Raw genomic sequence first — 17,253 nt, 5'->3', positions numbered from 1 at the left:
CGCCGTGTGCGGACACCGCGCATGGGCCGGCCGGTCCCCGGAACGGCCCCCTCGGGCCCGTGTCCCACCGCCGTGCGGGTGTGAGGGTGAAGGCGGGCCGGTGCGGGACCGAGCCCGCCGAAGGAGACCCTCATGACCCGACTGCCGATCACTGTCGCCGACGTCATGTCCAAGAGGGTCGTCGCCGTCCGGCCCGGTGCGGGGTTCAAGGAGATCGTCGCCGCCATGGGCCGGTGGAAGGTGACCGCGCTGCCCGTGATCGAAGGGGAAGGCCGCGTCGTAGGCATCGTCTCGGAGGCCGACCTGGTCCTCAAGGAGGAACTCCGCGACCGCCGCCTCGGTCTCGTCGAGCAACTGCGCAGGCCCGACGCCGCAGCGAAGGCGGGCTCCGACCGGGCCGCGGATCTGATGACCTCGCCGGCCGTCACCGTCGGCCTTCACGCCTCCCTGCCGCAGGCCGCCCGGCTGATGGCCACGCGTCACGTCAAGCGGCTGCCGGTCGTCGACCCGCAGGGCGTGATCCAGGGGGTCGTCAGCCGGTCCGACCTGCTCAAGGTCTTCCTCCGGCCGGACGAGGATCTCGCCGACGAGGTCCGCCGTGAAGTCGTCGATCGCCTGTTCCCCTTGTCGCGCGGCCAGGTGGGCGTGCACGTCGAAGCGGGCGTGGTCACGCTGACCGGCGACGTGAGCGACCGCGTGCTCCTCCCGGTCGCGGAGCGGCTGGCGCGGGCTGTCGAGGGTGTGGTGGACGTACGGTGCGAACTCGGCGTAGAAGGGCCGTAGCCAGGACGTGCCGCGTTCGCGGGCGGGCCGTCGGCCAGCGGCGCGCGCTCGGGACGTGATCGGCCTGGCGGACGAGGAACGCCCCCGGGCACCGCACCGTTGCCGCCGACCGCCACGAGGGGCGGACGCCGGACGGGGCCCACCCGGCACTCCGGTGGCCGCCCGGCACTCCGGTGGCCGCCCGTACCCGTTCCCGGACCGGCCTCAGGGAACTGCCGGAAGGGGCACGCCGCAGCCAGGCTCCGCAACCACCCGCGCCAACGGGGTCTCCCCGGTTCACCGCCCTGGCTGCCGCCCCGTGCCCGGCGCCGGATCGCCGCAAGCGTCGAAGCGGCCCCGTAGTCCCCCGCGCGAGACGGATCCGCCCTGGAGAGCACGGCCTTTTCCGGCGAGGGCCGTACGGCCCTCGCCGGAAAAGGCCGGTACCGGCGATCCTGAGAGGTGGCGGCGGAGGAATGAGAACGGAAGGGGACCGGCGATGAGGCACCGAAGTGTCGCGGAACTGATGACTCCGGCAGTCGTCAGTGTGGTGCCGGACACACGCTTCAAGGAGATCGCCCGGCTCCTGGACGAGTTCGACATCACCGCGGTCTGTGTGGTGGACGAGGCGGACCGGCCGCTCGGTGTCGTCTCCGAAGCCGATCTCGTACGCAGGCGTGCCGTCGGTTCCGGACTTGAGACCGCCGGGGCTCTCATGTCGAGTCCCGTGGTGGTCGCCCGGCCCGGGTGGAGCGTGGTGCGGGCCGCTCGCGTGATGGACCGGGCCCGGGTGAAGCGCCTGCCCGTGACCGACGACTCCGGGCGGCTCGTGGGTGTGCTGAGCCGGAGCGATCTCATCCAGCTGTTCCTCCGCAGGGACCGGGCGATCCAGGAGGAGATCATCGAGGACGTGATCACCCGCACGCTCGGTCTGAGCCCCTCGGATCTCTCCGTGGAGGTCGAGGACGGACTGGTCACCCTCAGCGGCACCGTTCGCCGCCCCGGACTCGTTCCGATCCTCCTCAGGCTCTGCAACAGCGCCGACGGGGTGGTGGGCGTCGTCGACCGGCTCCACCGCGAGGACGGCGCCGGCTCCGGCAGGTGACGCCCGTACCCGTCTACCGACCGGTGCGGCAGCCGTCCCGCTCAGTGGCCGTCGGCCCCCGGGCCACCGCTGCCCTTCCGGGGCCGACCGGACCACACGGGTTCCACCTGGGCCCACTCGCGTTCGAGCGCCGCGAACGTACGGGCTTCGGCGCGCCGTCGCACCACGAGAAGGACACCGGCCGTGGCCGCTCCGGTGGTGGCCGCTGCGGCGGCACCGCCGCAGAAGGAGGTCAGCACATGTTCCGTTTCGCTGTCCGGTGGACGGACGGGGGAGCCCGCGGCGTCCACCCAGACGGGGACCGCGCGGCCCCGGGGCGTCAGGGGTGGGACGTCAATGGTGCCGGACCTGCGGACGTCCTTCGGGTACGTCCAGACCGCGGGAGCGACGGACTCCGCCCACCCGCTCTGCCCTGCCTGGGGCACCGACGGCTGGGCCGTCCCGGTGGTCGTCGCCGTCACGCGGTGGAGCCGCTCGGCACGTGCCTGGTCCGCCCCTGCCCCGGCGGTCCACAGGAGCCAGGCGGTGACCGTTCCGCAGATCAGCGCCACCACCAGGACGAGCACCACGACCGCGCGCCCCTGGAAACCTCCGCCTGACGGACCGGACAGGCGGCCCGTCTGCTCGTTGCCGGTCATCACGTACCTCCCGGCAGGTCTTCACGCACGTCGGCCCCGCCGCCAGCGGCCGGACCGGGCTTCCGGCTTCCGGCTTCCGGCTCACGGCTCACGGCTCACGGCTCACGGCTCACGGCTCACGGCTCACGGCTCACGGCTCACGGCTCACGGCCAGAGGGTCGCTCACGCCGCGCCGTCCGCGGGTGCGAAGGCCGCTGGAACGATCTCCACGGGGCAGTGCGCGTGGTGGATGAGGGTGTGGGCGACGCGTCCGAGGGACGGTCCCAGCCCCTTCGAGGGGTGGCCCCGGCCCATCACGATGAGGTCGGTGTGGGCGCTCGCCTCGATCAGAACCCCCGGGGTACTCGTTGCGGCCTCCACATGGTGGCCGACGATCAGGCCAGGGTACCTGTCGCGCACGCGGTCCGCGAGCTCCTTCATCTCGCGTACTCGCCGCTGCGCGATCTCGTCGAGGTCGTCGAGCATGGTCGCGACCGTACCGACGTGGGCCAGCACGTTCCACACGCTCACGATGCGCAGCGCCGCCTTGCGGATGTCCGCCTCCGCTGCGGCAAGCAGCAGCCACCCGAGGTCCGCGGAGTCGCGTACGGCCGCGGTCACCGAGCCCGACTCCGGGCGCTCGGCCTCCCCGCGCACCACGACCACGGGCATGTCGGCGCAGGCCGCCACCCCCAGCCCCACCGAGCCGAGCAGCAGGGCGGAGAAGCCTCCGAGCCCTCTGCTCCCGACCACGACCGTTCCCTGCCGTCCGGCGTTGGCCAGAAGTGCGGCGACCGGTTCTTGATGATCTGTCTTCCTGGTGACGTCGAGGTCCGGGAAGCGCTCCCGCACCGCGTCCGCGGTCTCGGCCAGCAGGGCGTGGCTGGCTTCGTGGACGGCGCGGGACGCTCTCGCGTCGCTCGCACGGGCGTGCCGACCGGTGTCGAGGGCGTGCACGAGGCGCAGGGGGCTGGACCGGCGGTCCGCCTCCGCGGCGGCCCAGAGCGCGGCGGTCCGCGCGGAGGGGGAACCGTCGATTCCCACGACGACCTCGGCAAGCTCGGACCGGACGGGCGACTCGCTGTCCATGGCTCCTCCTTCGATCCGTCCCAGGGGCTCGGGCACGCCCCGTAGTCGGCAATCCTCACGCTGGCACTGTTGTGGGTTCCACCGCCATGGGCCGTTCGGCCCCGACCGGGACCTGCCCGGCCGTCCGCCCCGGGCAAGCAGGGCCGGTGCCCTCAGAGCTCCCGCTCATCGGGCCCGTCGGCGGTGCCGGGTGCGCCTGGCACCAGGATCCGCCGTCCCGTCACGCGGTGCGGCGCGAGCAGGACGAGCGTGTCCCGTCCCTCCCCGGCCCACGACTGCGCATGCGCGGCGTCCCGGAGGGGCCGCGACTCGACGGAGTCGGGGACGAGGCGCACCGGGCCGACGAGGAGCACACTCCAGCCCTGGTGGAAGGCCTCGTCCAAGTGGTCCTCCTCGAAGGCGATCTCGGCACCGGAGGCTGCGGCCAGCGCCAGTGCGGACGTGGCCGTGGTCATGAAGAGCACGCTCCCTCCGATAACCCGGTAATTGACGGGGAAGACGTCCAGCACGTCGGCGGCCTCGACGGCCACCCGGCCCACGCCGTGGTCGCCGAGCAGCTCCCAGCATTCCTTCTCGCCGACCTCCTCCAGCCTCGGCCGTGCTCCCGCCGGGCCTTCGCCGGGCGGAAGGTCAGCCGTGAAGCCCATCAGTTCCTGGACCGTCGTCTCCAGGGCGTCCGCGAGCCGGACGAGGAACCCGATCCCCGGGACGGGCAGCCGCTCCTCCACGTAGGTGAGGTAGCCGGCAGTGGCCCCGGCCCGGTCCGCCACCTCTTCCCGGGAGAGGCCGAGCTGCCGACGCCTCGTCGCGACACGGCGGCCGAGATCGCTCTGGTGGTGCCCGTCGTCGAAGGCGTTCATCATGCTTCCTCCTCGGCGGCCACCGACCGGCGCCGCGGTACGGCGGCGAAGTGTCCGGCGTGACGCGGGGGGACGCCGGGCCGCTCCGCCACGCGTCAGCCCGGCGGCAGAGTCACCTGCCGGACCGTGGTGAACCCTGGCGTCCGGACCGGGGAACACCAGGGTGGTCCGACCGGTGTCCGACCAGCGGACGTCGTAGGGCGGGCTGCCGTCCGTGTGGTGCAGCCCGACGATCTCGCCGTCCCGGCCCTTGTCCCCGGCGGTGGCGCCGCCCACGATGAGCCGGTCGCCCGTACGGGCCCACAGCCTGGCACGCGGTTGCACCGAGCCGTCCCGCGCTTCGGTCCCAGCCATGGCCGTCTCCCGTTCGCCGCGGGCTGCGGGGGCCCTTCCTCGGCCCGCCCGCGCTCCCGGACCCATGCTGCGTCCGGCGGACTTCCACCTCATAGGGGCCATCGGTCCCGGAACAGGACCGTTCGGCACTGCCCGCCTGCGCCCTCGCCGCAGCAGGGTGGCCTGTGCCGGGACTCCGCGCCCCGGGAGGAGGGCCGTCATGCAGCAGCGAACGGTTTGCGAGGTCATGACGCACGGTGCCGTCACCGCCACGCCTGCGGCCTCGTTCAAGGACATCGCCCGTCTTCTCCCCGGCAACGGCGTCCCGGCGGTCCGTCGTGCTCGCCGAACAGTTTCTCCCTGACCGGGTGGAGTTCACCGTGCTGGACGGCGTCGTCACTGTTCAGGGGCCGCTCCGGGACCGTTCTCGGGTGCCGCTCCTGGCGTGGGCCATCCGGGCGGTCGAGGGCGTCGTGGACGTCCGCATGGAGTTGACACCGGAGGATTCCTGATCAGGAGGATCCCTGATGATGGGATGGTGCGACCATCGGGGGATGGCACGGTCTCTGGGACGGCGCGTCCGTCACGCGTGATCTCCCGGGAGTGACGGCGCTCCCGGCCCGTTTTCCGGACAGGGGATCCAAGGCCCCTGGGCCGGGTGCGCCTGCCGGCTCCCGAACGGCCAGGAAGCGGTGCTGCTGGCGTCACTGCTGTGCGACGGTGTCACCGCGTGATCACCGGTACTCCCGCAGCAGCGTGAGTCGGCGCTTGTACTCGTCCTCGTCGATCTCTCCGCGCGCGAATCGTTCTGCGAGCACTTCCTCCGCCCGTCGGCCACCCCATCCGCTCTCGCCGGACGAGGGCCGGCCGCTCTGCTGGCTGCGGGCAGCGCGGGTGAGGTACTGGGTGAGGCCGACGATTCCGGCGATCAGCAGTCCCCACAGCAGAGTCACGGTCACGGTCATGAGGAACCATCCGCCCCAGCCCCAGCCGCTGTACCACATCACGCCCATCACCTTCTCCGGCCGGCAGGCCGCCGGTATGCCCAGGATCGCGCGGCGCGGCTCACTGGGCAGAGACATCTGCGTCAGCCGAAACGCACCGACGCGGGCCTCGTGGCGGGGGTCTGACCGCTCAGCCGCCGTGCTTGATCTCCACGTGCCGGGCCGACGGCTTCTCGGCGCCCATGCCCACGCTGACCGTGAGCATGCCATCGGTGTAGTCCGCCGTGACATCCTCCTCGTCCGCGCCCGACGGCAGCGTCACACTGCGGCTCATCACGCCGTAGCGGATCTCACTGTGGTTCTTGTCCACTTCCCTCTCGGTGCGTTCTGCCTGGATCGTCAGCACACCGTCGCTGATGAAAACATCGATGTTCTCGGGAGAGGTGCCCGGAAGCTCCGCACGCACCACGTAGCGCCCGTCCTGCGTGTAGTCCTCGATCCGAACCGTGTACAGCTCACTCATGGTGGGCATCGCGAACCTGGCAGGCAGGTTCTCGAACCATTCCGGGACCTCCGGGAACGGGAACCTCTGCCCGCGCTTGAGGGTGGTCATCGTCGTGCCTCCTCGCTGGTCGGTCTCCGGTAGCCACACACACAGTCCAGCGCGGACGGGTTCCGGTCGCTGAGGCCGATCGGCCCATCCCCAGGGCCCCTCCGGCCCTTTCCTCCCGCTCCCCTGCGCGCGCTCGTTCCCGTCGCCGCCCGCCTCGCACGGAGCGTGGAGGGTGTCATCCGTGTGAACCGCTCACTCGAAGGCCCGGTACCGGCCCGGCAGAGCTGCGCAGACGTGCCCTCCGGGGGCCGTCCGGAACCGGAGCGGGGGCCGAACGGCCCCTACGCACCGGGCGGCGGGCCGCCCCATGCTGAAACCACGGCCCACTCCCTCCCTGAGCGGAAGACCACCATGCACATCGAACCACTCGCCGAGGCTGCACCAGCCGATCCCGTCGTCGGCGCTCCGCCCCCGGCCACCGCCCCCTTCGGCCCGGAGACGGCCGGGGGAGCTCTTCCGGCCTGGGCACGTGCCGAGCGGCCGTCGTGCGCCGCGGCACCTCATCAGGGAAGGTGGCAGGAGCCATGCGGTTCCCGGTAGTCGTCGCGGTGGACGGGTCGGAGGGCAGCCTCCGCGCCCTGGACTGGGCCGCGGCGGAAGCGGCACGCTCACGGCTTCCCCTGCGCGTCGTCCACGCGTCGCTGTGGGAACGCTACGAAGCCGTCCGGCCCGCGTTCGACACCGGCCGTCCGGCCGAGCAGGTCCTCGCCGAGCATCTCGTCGCGTCCGCGCGGGAACGGGTGGAGCGCCTCCACGCCGAGGTGAAGGTGACCGCCGACGTACGGCCCGAGGAACCGGTGCACGCGCTGGTGCGTGAGAGCCACGAGGCGGCCCTGCTCGTCCTCGGCTCCCGCGGCCGGGGCCGGATCGCCGGAATGCTCCTGGGGTCCGTGAGCCTCGCCGTCGCGGGCCGCTCCCACTGCCCGGTGGTCGTGGTGCCCACCGCCGCACCGGACGTCCCGTCGAAGCCGGGTCGCGTCGTCGTCGGGATCGGCGACACCGCAGGGCCGTCCGCCGCCGCCCGCTTCGCACGCGACCAGGCGGCGTCGCGCCACGGCGAGCTGATCGCCGTACGCGCCTGGCGCTGCCCCGCCCACGGAGCGGCGGAGCATCCGCTCCTCTCCGGCTCCGCGGTCTCCGCGCACCGCCAGGAGGCCGCGGATCACCTGGAGGAGGTCCTGGCCGTACTGGAGCGGTCCGGATCCGGAGCCGACATCCACCGGTCCGTCGTGCAGGGGCCCGCGCACCAGGTGCTCATCGAGGAAGCCGAGGGTGCGGAGCTCCTGGTCGTCGGCGTGCGCCGGACCGGTGCGCACGCCGGCTCGCACCTCGGCCGGGTGAACCACGCGGTGCTGCACTACGCGTCCTGCCCCGTCGCCGTCGTCCCTGACAGCCCGGTCCCACGGTGAGGACGCGATCGCGCGATCCTGGGAGACGAGGAGGCCACCATGAACGACGGGACGGGGTTCTCGGCGCAGAACCCGATCCGCGTGTTCCTGCTGGACGACCACGAGGTCGTCAGGCGTGGCGTGCAGGATCTGCTCGACGCGGAGGCGGACATCGAGGTCGTCGGTGACGCGGGCACGGCCGACCACGCGCTGGCCCGCGGCCCGGCGCTCCGCCCCGACGTCGCGATCCTCGACGTCCGGCTGCCGGACGGCGACGGGATCACGGTCTGCCGTGAGCTGCGCTCGCGCATGCCGGAGCTGGCCTGTCTGATGCTCACCTCGTTCGACGACGACGAAGCGCTGCTCGACGCCATCATGGCCGGCGCGGCCGGGTACGTACTGAAGGAGATCAAGGGTTCGGACCTCGTCACCGCGGTCCGTACGCTGGCGTCCGGGCGCTCGACCCTCGATCCGTCGACGACGGCCAGGCTGATGAACAGCCTGCGTGAGGAGGAGTCCGCTGACGGCTCCGCGGAGGGAGACGCGCTGGCGGGGCTGTCACCGAGGGAGAAGGACGTCCTCGCGCTGATCGGTGACGGACTGACCAACCACCAGATCGGCAAGCGTCTCTACCTGTCGGAGAAGACGGTCAAGAACCACATCTCCCGGCTGCTGGCCAAGCTCGGTGTCGAACGCCGCATCCAGGCGGCCGTGATCGCCGCGCATGCCGCGGACGCCCGTGCTCCGGGCATGCACGCTCCGGAGGCGCCCTCGCATGGTGCCGGGCACCACACGGCCTGACCGCTCCCCTCCCTCACCTGACCGCTCCCCTCCCTGAGGTGCCCCGGCCCGGTGTCAGGCGAGATTCAGGGGTACCCGCCAGCTCAGCCTGGTACCGCCCTGCGCCGACTCCCCCACGCTCATCGCTCCGCCGAGCTTCTCCGCGCGCCGGGCGAGGTTGTCCAGCCCGCTGCGGGAAGCGGCGTGCCGGGGCATACCCACGCCGTTGTCGGACACGACCAGTTCCACGGTGCCCTCTCCCACCACCAGCGAGATGTCCACCGCCGTCGCCCGCGCGTGACGGGCGACGTTGCTCAGCGCCTCTCCGAGCACCACGATCACCTGCTCGGCGGTCTCGGCCGACACGTCCGTGTCGATCAGTCCGGCCATCCGCAGCGCGGGCTGGAACCCCAGGGCCCTGGCTGCCTGCTCGACCGTGGCCGCTGTCCGCACGCGCAGCCCCTGACCGGCCCGGCCCGATCCGGTGACACGGAGCCCGAAGATGGTGGACCGGATGATCCTGATGGTCTCGTCCAGATCGTCCACCGCCCGCAAGAGCCGCTCACTCGCCTGCGGCTGTTCCACCAGCCGCACCACGCTCTGCAACGTCATCCCGGTGGCGAACAGCCGCTGAATGGCCAGGTCGTGCAGGTCCCTGGCGATGCGGTCGCGTTCTTCCAGCAGGGCGATCTGCTCGGCGCACTCACGCCGTTCGGTGAGCTCCATCGCCAGTGCGGCCTGTCCGGCGAACGTCAGCAGCGGTGCGGTCTCCGTATCGGTGAAGGCAGGACGCTCCCGTACCCGGGCCAGCAGCAGCACCCCGCGCGCCCGCCCCCCGGTCATCATCGGGACCGCGACGGCAGGGCCCAGCCCCCTCCACCGCCGTGGGCCCTCCGTGATCCTCAGGTCATGTTCGATGTCGGGACTGGTGATCGGCTCGCCCGCGTCCAGGGCAGCGCCGGAGAACGACCCCGCTCGCGGCACGACCAGGCCGAGATGCGACCCGGCGTCCAGCCCGACCGCCTCCGCCACACGCAGACTCTTCCTTTCGGCAGTCAGTGCCAGCACGCCGAGATCCGCGGCGAGGATACGTGCGGAGTGATCGACGGTCATCCGATGGACGCGTGCCTCGTCAGCCCCGCTCAGCAGGGCCTCGACGATCTCGCTGCTGGCTTCCTGCCAGCGTTGCCGGTCGCGCGTCTCCCCGAACAGGCGGGCGTTCTCGATGGCCACTCCCGCCGCGACCGCCAGCGTCGACAGCACGGTTTCGTCCTCGGCGTCGAAGGCCCGGCCGCCTCGCTTCTGTGTCAGGTACAGATTGCCGAACACCGTGTCGCGCACCCTGACGGGAACCCCCAGGAACGAGTGCATCGGCGGATGGTTCGGCGGAAACCCGTACGACGACGGGTGCTCGGAGAGCTCCACCAGCCGCAGCGGCTCGGGGTGGCGGATCAGCTCGCCGAGAATGCCGTGCCCCTCGGGCAGGGGGCCGATGGCCTCCCTCTGCTCCGCCGTGACGCCCACCGGCAGGAACTGGGCGAGCCGGGTGCCCTCACCGACCACTCCCAGCGCCCCGTACTCCGCGTCGACCACCACAACCGCGGCTTCGACGATCCGGCGCAGCACCTGCGGCAGATCGAGTTCTCTGCCGACCGACATGACCGCGTCCAGCAGCAGGGCCGCCTCGACCGGCCCTCGCATCACCGCGTCCAGCCGTTCCTGAAGATCGCCCGGCAGGGTGCCCAGGCGTCGAGGGCGCTCCTGTGCGCAGGAGCCGGATGACCTGTCGTTGTCGCCCACGATGCCTCCGTCGTGGCCCACGCGGCACAGTGGGGCCACATCTTCACGGTAGTAGCCCCACGCCGGGAAGCATCCGGTGGCGGAGATCCCGTACAGCCCCGCCGCCAGAGCCGTGCGTCCCGCCGGGCGGTCTGGTGCTCGCCCCACAGCGGACGGCGGACGCATCGGCGCGGCGTGTACGCGGGGCCGACGGGCCGACGGGCCGACGGGCCGACGGGCCAGCGCATCAGGTCCGAGCGGCCCGTGGCGGCGGGCCCCGCAGGCGCCCACGCCGATCCGTGCGCCAGGCCGTCGCCCCGCCGCCACCGAGTCGGTCGGTCACGGCGAACGGTCGGCTGGTCCCGGCACTCTTCCCCCTTCACCCGGCACGTGGGCGCCGGGGCGATGAGCCCGGCCCGGTACGGAATCCCGCCCGGGTTGAGGGCGGGGTGCCGCATCGCGTGTCCTAGAGTGGGCCACCACTGAACGGGCGTGGGAGCGATGATGAGGCGGGCGAACGCATGCGGGCCGGTGCACACCGGCTTTCGCGCTGCCCTGTCGCTGCTGGTGGCCGTTGTCGCCCTGATGTGCGTGTTCGGCCATGTGCGGCGTGACGATTCGCTCGCCCGGACGTCCTCCGCGGAGTTCGCCCGCGCCTCCGCCTCCCTCGAAGCACCGTCCGGAACGTCCGCGCCGTGCGGCAAGAAGGCTGTCGCCGATCAGACCGCGCAGCGGGCCGAGAACACTGCGCAGGCATCCGACTGCTCCGGCTGCCCGGCGTCCCGGACCGGGGCGGTGGTGTTCCACGCGCTGTGCTCTGGCACGTACTCGGCAGGCCCCGCCCCACCACCTTCTCCCTCATCTCACTCCGTTCTGCGGATTTAGACCGGCCCGTTGGCCGCGTCCCTGAATCCTCCAGAACGGAGTCATCTCACATGTCCCCTTCCCCGCGCTCATGGAGCCGGGCCGGTGCGGCTCTGCGTAGTTGGCGGACCCGGCAGTGGACGGTGGCGGGCCTCGGCGCCCTGGCCACCGCGGTCCTGGTCGGCGCGCCCACCGACGTGGTGCCCAACCCCCTGTTCGGCCGCTCGGTGCCCGTGCAGTGGTGGAACTACCCCGCCCTCGTCGTCACAGCGGTACTGGCGGGCATCGTCCTGAGCACCTATGTGCGGCAGCCCTCCCCGCCCGAGAGGACACCGGCCCGCGACGGTGGTCGGCTGGGAGCGGTCGGCGGTGTGCTGTCCTTCTTCGCCGTTGGCTGCCCGGTGTGCAACAAGCTCGTTCTCGTGCTTCTCGGAGCCTCCGGCGCCATGAGCTATTGGGCTCCCCTGCAGCCCCTGCTGGCGGTCCTTTCCGTGGGCCTGCTGGCGGAGGCCGCGCTGCGCCGCCTGTCCCTCCAGACCGTGTGCCCGGTCACGGCTTCCGCCTGACCCGCGGCCCGGTTCTGCTCCTTCTTCCTCACATCTGAGGTGTGCCATGGCTTCATCCACCCCTTCTTCCGCCCACCGTCCCCGCAGGCGGACCGTTGTGGCGACCACAGCGCTCGTCGCCGCCGCGGCGGTCGCCGGACTCGCCTTCGCTCTGGACGGCCCGGCCCCCGGCGACGAGCCGGAGACCAGGTCCCCGGTTGCCACCGGATCGACCGTCCCGGTGCCCGCCGACGAGGGCCTGCTCGCCCTCGCGCGCCGTACGCCCGGTGACGCCCTGGCCGCCGGACCGGCCGACGCCCCGGTGGTGATGATCGAGTACTCCGACTTCCAGTGCCCCTTCTGCGGTCGCTTCGCCCGGGAGACCGAGCCCGAACTGCTGCGCTCCTACGTGGACAAGGGGGTGCTGCGTATCGAGTGGCGCAACTTCCCCGTCTTCGGTGAGGAGTCCGAGCAGGCCGCGCTGGCAGGATGGGCCGCCGGACGCCAGAAGAAGTTCTGGGAGTTCCACGAGGTCGCCTTCGGCAGGCCACGTGAACGCAACAAGGGCGAGTTCGCTGCGGAGAAACTCGTCGCGATGGCCCGCGAGGCGGGCGTCCCCGACATCGAGCGGTTCCAGTCGGACCTGGCCTCCGACGCGGCCCGCGCCGCCGTGCGCAAGGATCAGGAAGAGGGCTACGGCCTCGGCGTGAGCAGCACCCCGGCGTTCCTGATCAACGGAAAGCCAGTCCTCGGGGCCCAGCCCACGGCCACGTTCAGGGAAGCCGTCGAAGCCGCGGCCGAGGCGGCGGGGCGGTGAGCGAGGTCACTCTGGCGGCGGCCTTCCTCGGTGGGCTGCTCGCGCTCCTCAGCCCGTGCAGCGCGCTGTTGCTGCCGGCCTTCTTCGCGTACTCCTTCACCAGCCGTACGAGACTGCTGGCCCGTACCAGCCTGTTCTACGTCGGTCTGTGCACGACGCTCGTGCCGCTCGGCGTGGCCGGTTCATTCGCCAGCCGGCTCTTCTACGGCCATCGGGACACCCTGGTGACGGCCGGTGGCTGGACCGTCATCGCTCTGGGCGTGGCCCAGATCGCCGGGATGGGGTTCGGCTCCCGGCGCATGGCGCGGGCAGCTGGCGCACGCCGTTCCGGATCGGCGCTGTCCGTGTTCGCTCTGGGCGCCGTCTACGGTCTGGCGGGCTTCTGCGCGGGGCCGGTCCTCGGCGGCATTCTCACCGTGGCGGCGGTGGGCGGCGATCCGTTCCACGGTGGGATGCTGCTCGCCGTGTACGCGCTGGGAATGGCGTTGCCGATGTTCGCTCTGGCCCTGTTGTGGGACCGGTTCGACCTGGGCCGCAAGCGCTGGCTGCGGGGCCGGTCCCTCCAGGTGGGGCGGGTCTCCCTGCACAGCACCTCGGTCATCGGCGGGGTGGTCTTCGTCGCGCTCGGCACGGCGTTCCTGGTGTTCGACGGGACGTCGGCGCTGCCGTCGATGATCAGCACCGACACGGAGTTCGCCCTGGAGGAGCGCCTGTCGGCCGTCGGAGCCGCCGTGTCCGACCGGACCGTGCTCCTGTTCCTGGCGGTCGTGGTGGCTCTGGCTGGGCTTCTGGCGCTGTTGCGGCCAGCAGGGAAGCGGGCGTCGCGGCCCTCGCCCCGGGAGCCGTCGGGGCGCGGGTGACGGACGCCGTACCCGAGTCCGTCGAACGGAGGGGGCGGGAAGCCGGCACGCCGGCCCCCGCCCCCTCTGGGCTCGTCCGTTGCGCGGAGTCGCACCGGGCGTTGGCGAGGCTGCCGACGGGGAGATGGCTGAGGGAGCGTGGCGGTCCTCGCGGCCAGCCACACCTCAGGGGCCGGTCGAGGAGCGGGGCGAGAAGCGCGGGTGGCTGGAAGAACTGGTCCTCTCCGCGCTCCGCCCCTCGCGGCTCCCTCGCTCAGGCGATCACGTCGACGAGCATGAAGGCCGCCACGCCCAGCAGGACGAAGGCGAAGATCCGTTGCAGGGTTCGTCCGGTGATCTTCGAGGAGAGTCTCTTGCCGTCCCAGGCGGCGAGGATCGCGGCTCCGGTGAAGGGGGCGATCACCTCCCAGCGCAGGTCCCCGCCCGTACCGGCGCGCGCGCCCAGCGCGGCCAGCGAGTTCACGACGATGACCAGCAGGCTGGTGCCCACGGCCTGCTTCATGCGCAGACCGAGGACGCTGACCAGGGCGGGAACGGCGAGGAATCCGCCGCCGACGCCCAGAAATCCGGTGACGGCGCCGAGTCCGGCCCCGGCGCCCGCCGCTTTCGCCGGGCGTACCAGCTCCGGCGGCTCGGCCCCCGAAGGGCGCAGCATCCGCAGGGCTGCCAGAGCGGCGACGACCGAGAACGCGGCGGTGAGCACCGCGGCCGGCAGGTGACCGGCGGCCGCCCCGGCGAGGAACGCCGGCACGATGCCCGCTGCCGCGAACAGGGCCCCGGTCTTCCAGACGACGTTGCCGTCCTTCGCGTGGGCGTAGAGGGCGGTGGCCGAGGTCGCCGTGACGATGATCAGGCTGGCGGTGGTCGCCGACGCCGGGGAGAAGCCGAGCAGGTATATCAGCGCCGGGACCGCGAGGACGCTGCCCCCGCCGCCGAGAGCACCGAGAGCGAGACCGATGACGGCCCCGGCGACCAGGGCCAGGATCAGGGTGCTCACGCTATCGAGCCGCTGTTCCCGCGCTCGTCGATGACCGGGAACCCGGCAGCGGCCCACGCGTTCATGCCGCCCTTCACGTCCACCGCGTCCGCGCCCCGTTCGGCCAGGAGTTTCGCGGCCCGCTGCGAGCGTTGTCCACTGCGGCAGATCACCACGAGGGGGCGGCCCTGCGCCGCCGCGGGCAGGGCCGCACCCGCGGCCAGCCCCGTCAGCGGCGCGTGCACGGCCTCGGGGGCGTGTCCGGCCTGCCACTCGGTCTTCTCACGCACGTCCAGCAGAACGGCTTCGGGCCGCTCCCCGCCGGTGCGGTTGCGCGCCTCGTCCACGGACAGGCGCGGTGCGCTCCTGTTGAAGAGGAACATCGTCGGCTTCGCCCTTCTCTCGGTAGGTGTCCTGCTACTGCCCGTCGGCACGGCCGACGGGCACGGTTCAGCCAGCGACGATGGTCAGGCCGGCTTCGGCGGCGGCGTCGAAGCCGTCGTCCACCGCGACGACCCGCCGTCCGGCGGCATCCAGCAGGGAGGCGGCGATACCCGCCCGCATGCCCCCCGCGCAGTGCACCCAGACCGTACCGTCCGGCACCTCACCAAGACGGCGGTGCACCTCATGGACCGGGATGTGGACCGAGCCGGCTATCCAGCCCCCGGCACGCTCGGAGTCACGGCGTACGTCCAGCACCACGACCCCGTCCGTGCGCTGGGCCGCCAGCTGCGCGAACGTCGCCCGCGGGAACGAAGCGGGGCTCTCACCGTCGCGCAGCCACGCGGCGGGCCCGCCCGTCGACGCACCGGCCGGCCGGTCGATGCCGACCCGGACCAGCTCCCGCTGGGCCGCGGCCAGTTGCTCCGGGGTCTCGGCGAGAAGGGTGACGGGCTTGCCCCACGGAATCATCCAGGCCAGATAGGTGGCGAGTTTGCCGTCCGCCTCGAAGTTGAACGAGCCCGCGACATGTCCCTCGGCGAAGGCGATCCGGTTGCGCAGGTCCACGACCCACTCCCCCGCCGCGAGCCGCGCGGCGATCTCCTCCGGATCGGCGGCGGCGGGCGGGGTCAAGTCGACGGGGTCGGGACCTGCCGCATTGGCCGGTCCCATGTGGGCGTAGTAGGCGGGCACGTCTTCCAGTCCCGCGAGAAGTCCGGCGACGAAGGTGTCCACGTCCACGGTCAGGGCCGAGTTCACGGTCTTCTCCCTGCCGATCGTCGTGGCGTCGCCGTCTGCCTGCGCGGAGGAGCAGAAGCTGCCGAACCCGTGGGTGGGCAGCACCGCCGTGTCGTCGGGCAGGGTGTCAGCGAGCCGGTGCGCCGAGGCGTGCTGGGCGCGGGCCAGCCGCTCGGTCAGCCGCGGCTCGACGAGATCGGGCCGGCCGACCGTGCCGATGAGCAGGGATCCACCGGTGAACGCGGCCACGGCCCGACCCGCCTCACTCAGGACGTACGCGGTGTGGTGCGGCGTGTGTCCGGGCGTCGCGACGGCTGTCAGGGTCAGACCGGTATCGACCTTCACGGTGTCGCCGTCGGCGACGGGAGTCCGGGAGAAGGAGACGCGCGCACCGGCCGGCACCAGGTAGACGGCGCCGGTGATCCGGGCCAGTTCCAGACCGCCGGTGACGTAGTCGTTGTGGATGTGCGTCTCCACCACATGCGAGATACGCACTCCCCGCCGGGCGGCGGCCGCAAGTACCTGGTCGATATCCCGGGGCGGGTCGACCGCCACCGCCGCCGACTCGCCCCCGGCGAGATAGCTGCGGTTGCCCAGGCCCTCCAGTTCGATCACGTCAACGAAGAACACCGCGACACTCCTTTCGCGCGAAAGTTACCCCCTGGGGTATACAAATCACCCTAACACCTTTACCCCCGGGGGTATACTCCGAGGAGTGGCAGCCGCCACATGAGCAGCGCGCTCGGCGGGGCACCCCGGCCGAACGCGACGAGCAACGAGGAGGCGGACCATGCCCTACGACCGCACCGTGACACTGGAAGCACCCTTCGATCAGGTGCAGCAGAACGTCCGCCGGGCCTTGGCCGACCAGGGCTTCGGGATCCTGACCGAAATCGATGTGCGGGCGACCCTCAAGGCCAAGCTCGACCACGACATGGAGCCATACCTGATTCTCGGCGCCTGCAACCCGCCACTGGCCCGCCAGGCCCTGGAGGCCGACCGCTCGATCGGTCTGCTCCTGCCCTGCAACGTCGTTGTCCGCGCCGACGGTGACCGCGTGATCGTGCAGGCCGTCGACCCCGGCACCATGGTCACCCTCACCGGCCTGGACGCCATGGCGCCCGTGGCCGAGGAAGCCACCCGCCGCCTGGACGCCGCCCTCGCCTCCCTGCAGGACCCCGCCGCGTGACGGACGCGACCGCGGTGGAGCGGCCCCCGGAACGCTGACGGGGCCGTGCCCGCCGCTACGCCCAAAGGAGTCGGCGGACGTTCGCGAGAGGGCGGCGCCGCATCATTCCCAGTCGTCCGGCTGGCCTGCCCGGTGAGTGGGCGGACGTCGTCGGCGACGATGCTGGCGATGGTGACGGCAGATGCCTCGGCGCCCTCGCGCGCGGACTCCCTCTCGTCCGATGCCGGCGATTCGCCGACCGCGGATGGCCCACCATGCCCCCGGCCTGGGCAGACACGCGAGAGTGCCGCACGCCGGGACGGGAAGGGGCCCCGACCGCTTCGGCACAGTCCACGGCCGTCCGGGCGACCGTCCGCCCCGCCCCCAGCCCCTGAAGCCCCGCGGACGCATACGCTGACCTGCGTCTTTCGATGGACGTGGAACCAGCGGCCGGTGCCGCCGCGCTTCGCGCCCCGGTGCTCCCGCGCGATCCCGGCCGGACCGTTCGGACCATGTCTCCGCGGCTGGCGCGGCACAGAGTTCGGTCATCCGCGGCAGCGTCCAGTCCGAGCCA

The 17,253-nt window shown here is 72.3% G+C and carries 18 protein-coding genes; 9 read left to right on the top strand and 9 right to left on the bottom strand.

Going from position 1 to position 17,253, the window contains the following annotated elements; all coding sequences use genetic code 11:
- The first annotated feature begins 132 nt into the window (after nt 1–132).
- Entirely contained in the window at nt 133–783 is a 651-nt protein-coding gene (locus tag ACFVWY_RS10945) for a CBS domain-containing protein (protein ID WP_389869671.1), read from the top strand.
- Nucleotides 784–1,261: 478 nt separating this feature from the next.
- Nucleotides 1,262–1,867, top strand: a complete 606-nt coding sequence (locus ACFVWY_RS10940) for a CBS domain-containing protein (protein WP_389869668.1) — start codon at nt 1,262–1,264, stop codon at nt 1,865–1,867.
- A 41-nt stretch (nt 1,868–1,908) separates the two neighbouring features.
- On the opposite strand, the gene ACFVWY_RS10935 is transcribed toward ACFVWY_RS10940, so the two are convergent.
- The 3 genes from ACFVWY_RS10935 to ACFVWY_RS10925 form a co-directional block, all read right to left on the bottom strand.
- Nucleotides 1,909–2,505, bottom strand: coding sequence for a hypothetical protein (locus tag ACFVWY_RS10935; protein ID WP_389869665.1), 597 nt, complete (start codon nt 2,503–2,505; stop codon nt 1,909–1,911).
- Nucleotides 2,506–2,667: 162 nt separating this feature from the next.
- Complete coding sequence (locus tag ACFVWY_RS10930) at nt 2,668–3,573, bottom strand: universal stress protein (RefSeq protein WP_389869663.1); 906 nt, start codon at nt 3,571–3,573, stop codon at nt 2,668–2,670.
- Nucleotides 3,574–3,725: 152 nt separating this feature from the next.
- Nucleotides 3,726–4,787 (bottom strand): DUF1918 domain-containing protein, encoded by a 1,062-nt coding sequence (locus ACFVWY_RS10925; RefSeq protein WP_389869661.1) that lies wholly within the window; start codon nt 4,785–4,787, stop codon nt 3,726–3,728.
- Nucleotides 4,788–5,104: 317 nt separating this feature from the next.
- On the opposite strand from ACFVWY_RS10925, the gene ACFVWY_RS10920 reads away from it, so the two are divergent.
- Nucleotides 5,105–5,278 carry a hypothetical protein gene (locus ACFVWY_RS10920; protein ID WP_389869659.1) on the top strand — a complete coding sequence of 58 codons (174 nt, stop codon included), beginning with the start codon at nt 5,105–5,107 and terminating at the stop codon, nt 5,276–5,278.
- A 222-nt stretch (nt 5,279–5,500) separates the two neighbouring features.
- On the opposite strand, the gene ACFVWY_RS10915 is transcribed toward ACFVWY_RS10920, so the two are convergent.
- Both ACFVWY_RS10915 and ACFVWY_RS10910 read right to left on the bottom strand, forming a co-directional pair.
- On the bottom strand, nt 5,501–5,848 hold the full coding sequence (locus tag ACFVWY_RS10915; protein ID WP_389869656.1) for an SHOCT domain-containing protein: 348 nt from the start codon (nt 5,846–5,848) through the stop codon (nt 5,501–5,503).
- Between the two features lie 52 nt (nt 5,849–5,900).
- Nucleotides 5,901–6,323 carry an Hsp20/alpha crystallin family protein gene (locus tag ACFVWY_RS10910; protein WP_389869653.1) on the bottom strand — a complete coding sequence of 141 codons (423 nt, stop codon included), beginning with the start codon at nt 6,321–6,323 and terminating at the stop codon, nt 5,901–5,903.
- Nucleotides 6,324–6,847: 524 nt separating this feature from the next.
- Between ACFVWY_RS10910 and ACFVWY_RS10905 the strand changes: the two genes are divergently transcribed.
- Nucleotides 6,848–7,732, top strand: a complete 885-nt coding sequence (locus tag ACFVWY_RS10905) for a universal stress protein (protein ID WP_389869652.1) — start codon at nt 6,848–6,850, stop codon at nt 7,730–7,732.
- 39 nt (nt 7,733–7,771) lie between these two features.
- Nucleotides 7,772–8,512, top strand: coding sequence for a response regulator (locus ACFVWY_RS10900; RefSeq protein WP_389869650.1), 741 nt, complete (start codon nt 7,772–7,774; stop codon nt 8,510–8,512).
- Between the two features lie 54 nt (nt 8,513–8,566).
- On the opposite strand, the gene ACFVWY_RS10895 is transcribed toward ACFVWY_RS10900, so the two are convergent.
- Complete coding sequence (locus ACFVWY_RS10895) at nt 8,567–10,312, bottom strand: GAF domain-containing protein (RefSeq protein ID WP_389869647.1); 1,746 nt, start codon at nt 10,310–10,312, stop codon at nt 8,567–8,569.
- Between the two features lie 893 nt (nt 10,313–11,205).
- Between ACFVWY_RS10895 and ACFVWY_RS10890 the strand changes: the two genes are divergently transcribed.
- The 3 genes from ACFVWY_RS10890 to ACFVWY_RS10880 are packed head-to-tail and all read left to right on the top strand — an operon-like array spanning nt 11,206 to nt 13,356.
- Complete coding sequence (locus ACFVWY_RS10890; protein WP_389869644.1) at nt 11,206–11,700, top strand: hypothetical protein; 495 nt, start codon at nt 11,206–11,208, stop codon at nt 11,698–11,700.
- 46 nt (nt 11,701–11,746) lie between these two features.
- Nucleotides 11,747–12,496: a DsbA family protein gene (locus tag ACFVWY_RS10885; protein WP_389869642.1), complete on the top strand. Its 750-nt coding sequence runs from the start codon at nt 11,747–11,749 to the stop codon at nt 12,494–12,496.
- Nucleotides 12,493–13,356, top strand: a complete 864-nt coding sequence (locus ACFVWY_RS10880) for a cytochrome c biogenesis CcdA family protein (protein WP_389869639.1) — start codon at nt 12,493–12,495, stop codon at nt 13,354–13,356. The genes ACFVWY_RS10885 and ACFVWY_RS10880 overlap by 4 nt, the downstream gene beginning before the upstream one ends.
- A 253-nt stretch (nt 13,357–13,609) precedes the next feature.
- Here the strand turns inward: ACFVWY_RS10880 and ACFVWY_RS10875 are convergent, their stop codons facing one another.
- From ACFVWY_RS10875 to ACFVWY_RS10865, 3 genes are all read right to left on the bottom strand, one after another.
- Nucleotides 13,610–14,353, bottom strand: coding sequence for a sulfite exporter TauE/SafE family protein (locus tag ACFVWY_RS10875; RefSeq protein WP_389869637.1), 744 nt, complete (start codon nt 14,351–14,353; stop codon nt 13,610–13,612).
- Nucleotides 14,350–14,715: a rhodanese-like domain-containing protein gene (locus ACFVWY_RS10870; protein WP_389869634.1), complete on the bottom strand. Its 366-nt coding sequence runs from the start codon at nt 14,713–14,715 to the stop codon at nt 14,350–14,352. Before ACFVWY_RS10870 ends, ACFVWY_RS10875 begins: the two co-directional genes overlap by 4 nt.
- 67 nt (nt 14,716–14,782) lie before the next feature.
- Nucleotides 14,783–16,141, bottom strand: a complete 1,359-nt coding sequence (locus tag ACFVWY_RS10865; RefSeq protein ID WP_389869632.1) for a rhodanese-like domain-containing protein — start codon at nt 16,139–16,141, stop codon at nt 14,783–14,785.
- A 160-nt stretch (nt 16,142–16,301) separates the two neighbouring features.
- Between ACFVWY_RS10865 and ACFVWY_RS10860 the strand changes: the two genes are divergently transcribed.
- Entirely contained in the window at nt 16,302–16,700 is a 399-nt protein-coding gene (locus ACFVWY_RS10860; RefSeq protein WP_389869629.1) for a DUF302 domain-containing protein, read from the top strand.
- The last annotated feature ends 553 nt before the right edge of the window (nt 16,701–17,253 follow it).

This window comes from Streptomyces sp. NPDC058195, assembly GCF_042883525.1.
Classification (GTDB): domain Bacteria; phylum Actinomycetota; class Actinomycetes; order Streptomycetales; family Streptomycetaceae; genus Streptomyces.
Note: the sequence above shows the minus strand (reverse complement) of the source record. Positions and strands in the feature narration are given on the sequence as shown.

Bases quoted from the DNA above. Each gene is read 5' to 3' on its own strand.
- ACFVWY_RS10930 (WP_389869663.1), bottom strand. From the start codon at position 3,573: ATGGACAGCGAGTCGCCCGTCCGGTCCGAGCTTGCCGAGGTCGTCGTG.
- ACFVWY_RS10945 (WP_389869671.1), top strand. From the start codon at position 133: ATGACCCGACTGCCGATCACTGTCGCCGACGTCATGTCCAAGAGGGTC.
- ACFVWY_RS10890 (WP_389869644.1), top strand. From the start codon at position 11,206: ATGTCCCCTTCCCCGCGCTCATGGAGCCGGGCCGGTGCGGCTCTGCGT.
- ACFVWY_RS10860 (WP_389869629.1), top strand. From the start codon at position 16,302: ATGCCCTACGACCGCACCGTGACACTGGAAGCACCCTTCGATCAGGTG.
- ACFVWY_RS10910 (WP_389869653.1), bottom strand. From the start codon at position 6,323: ATGACCACCCTCAAGCGCGGGCAGAGGTTCCCGTTCCCGGAGGTCCCG.
- ACFVWY_RS10940 (WP_389869668.1), top strand. From the start codon at position 1,262: ATGAGGCACCGAAGTGTCGCGGAACTGATGACTCCGGCAGTCGTCAGT.
- ACFVWY_RS10935 (WP_389869665.1), bottom strand. From the start codon at position 2,505: ATGACCGGCAACGAGCAGACGGGCCGCCTGTCCGGTCCGTCAGGCGGA.
- ACFVWY_RS10905 (WP_389869652.1), top strand. From the start codon at position 6,848: ATGCGGTTCCCGGTAGTCGTCGCGGTGGACGGGTCGGAGGGCAGCCTC.
- ACFVWY_RS10925 (WP_389869661.1), bottom strand. From the start codon at position 4,787: ATGGCTGGGACCGAAGCGCGGGACGGCTCGGTGCAACCGCGTGCCAGG.
- ACFVWY_RS10900 (WP_389869650.1), top strand. From the start codon at position 7,772: ATGAACGACGGGACGGGGTTCTCGGCGCAGAACCCGATCCGCGTGTTC.
- ACFVWY_RS10870 (WP_389869634.1), bottom strand. From the start codon at position 14,715: ATGTTCCTCTTCAACAGGAGCGCACCGCGCCTGTCCGTGGACGAGGCG.
- ACFVWY_RS10915 (WP_389869656.1), bottom strand. From the start codon at position 5,848: ATGTCTCTGCCCAGTGAGCCGCGCCGCGCGATCCTGGGCATACCGGCG.
- ACFVWY_RS10885 (WP_389869642.1), top strand. From the start codon at position 11,747: ATGGCTTCATCCACCCCTTCTTCCGCCCACCGTCCCCGCAGGCGGACC.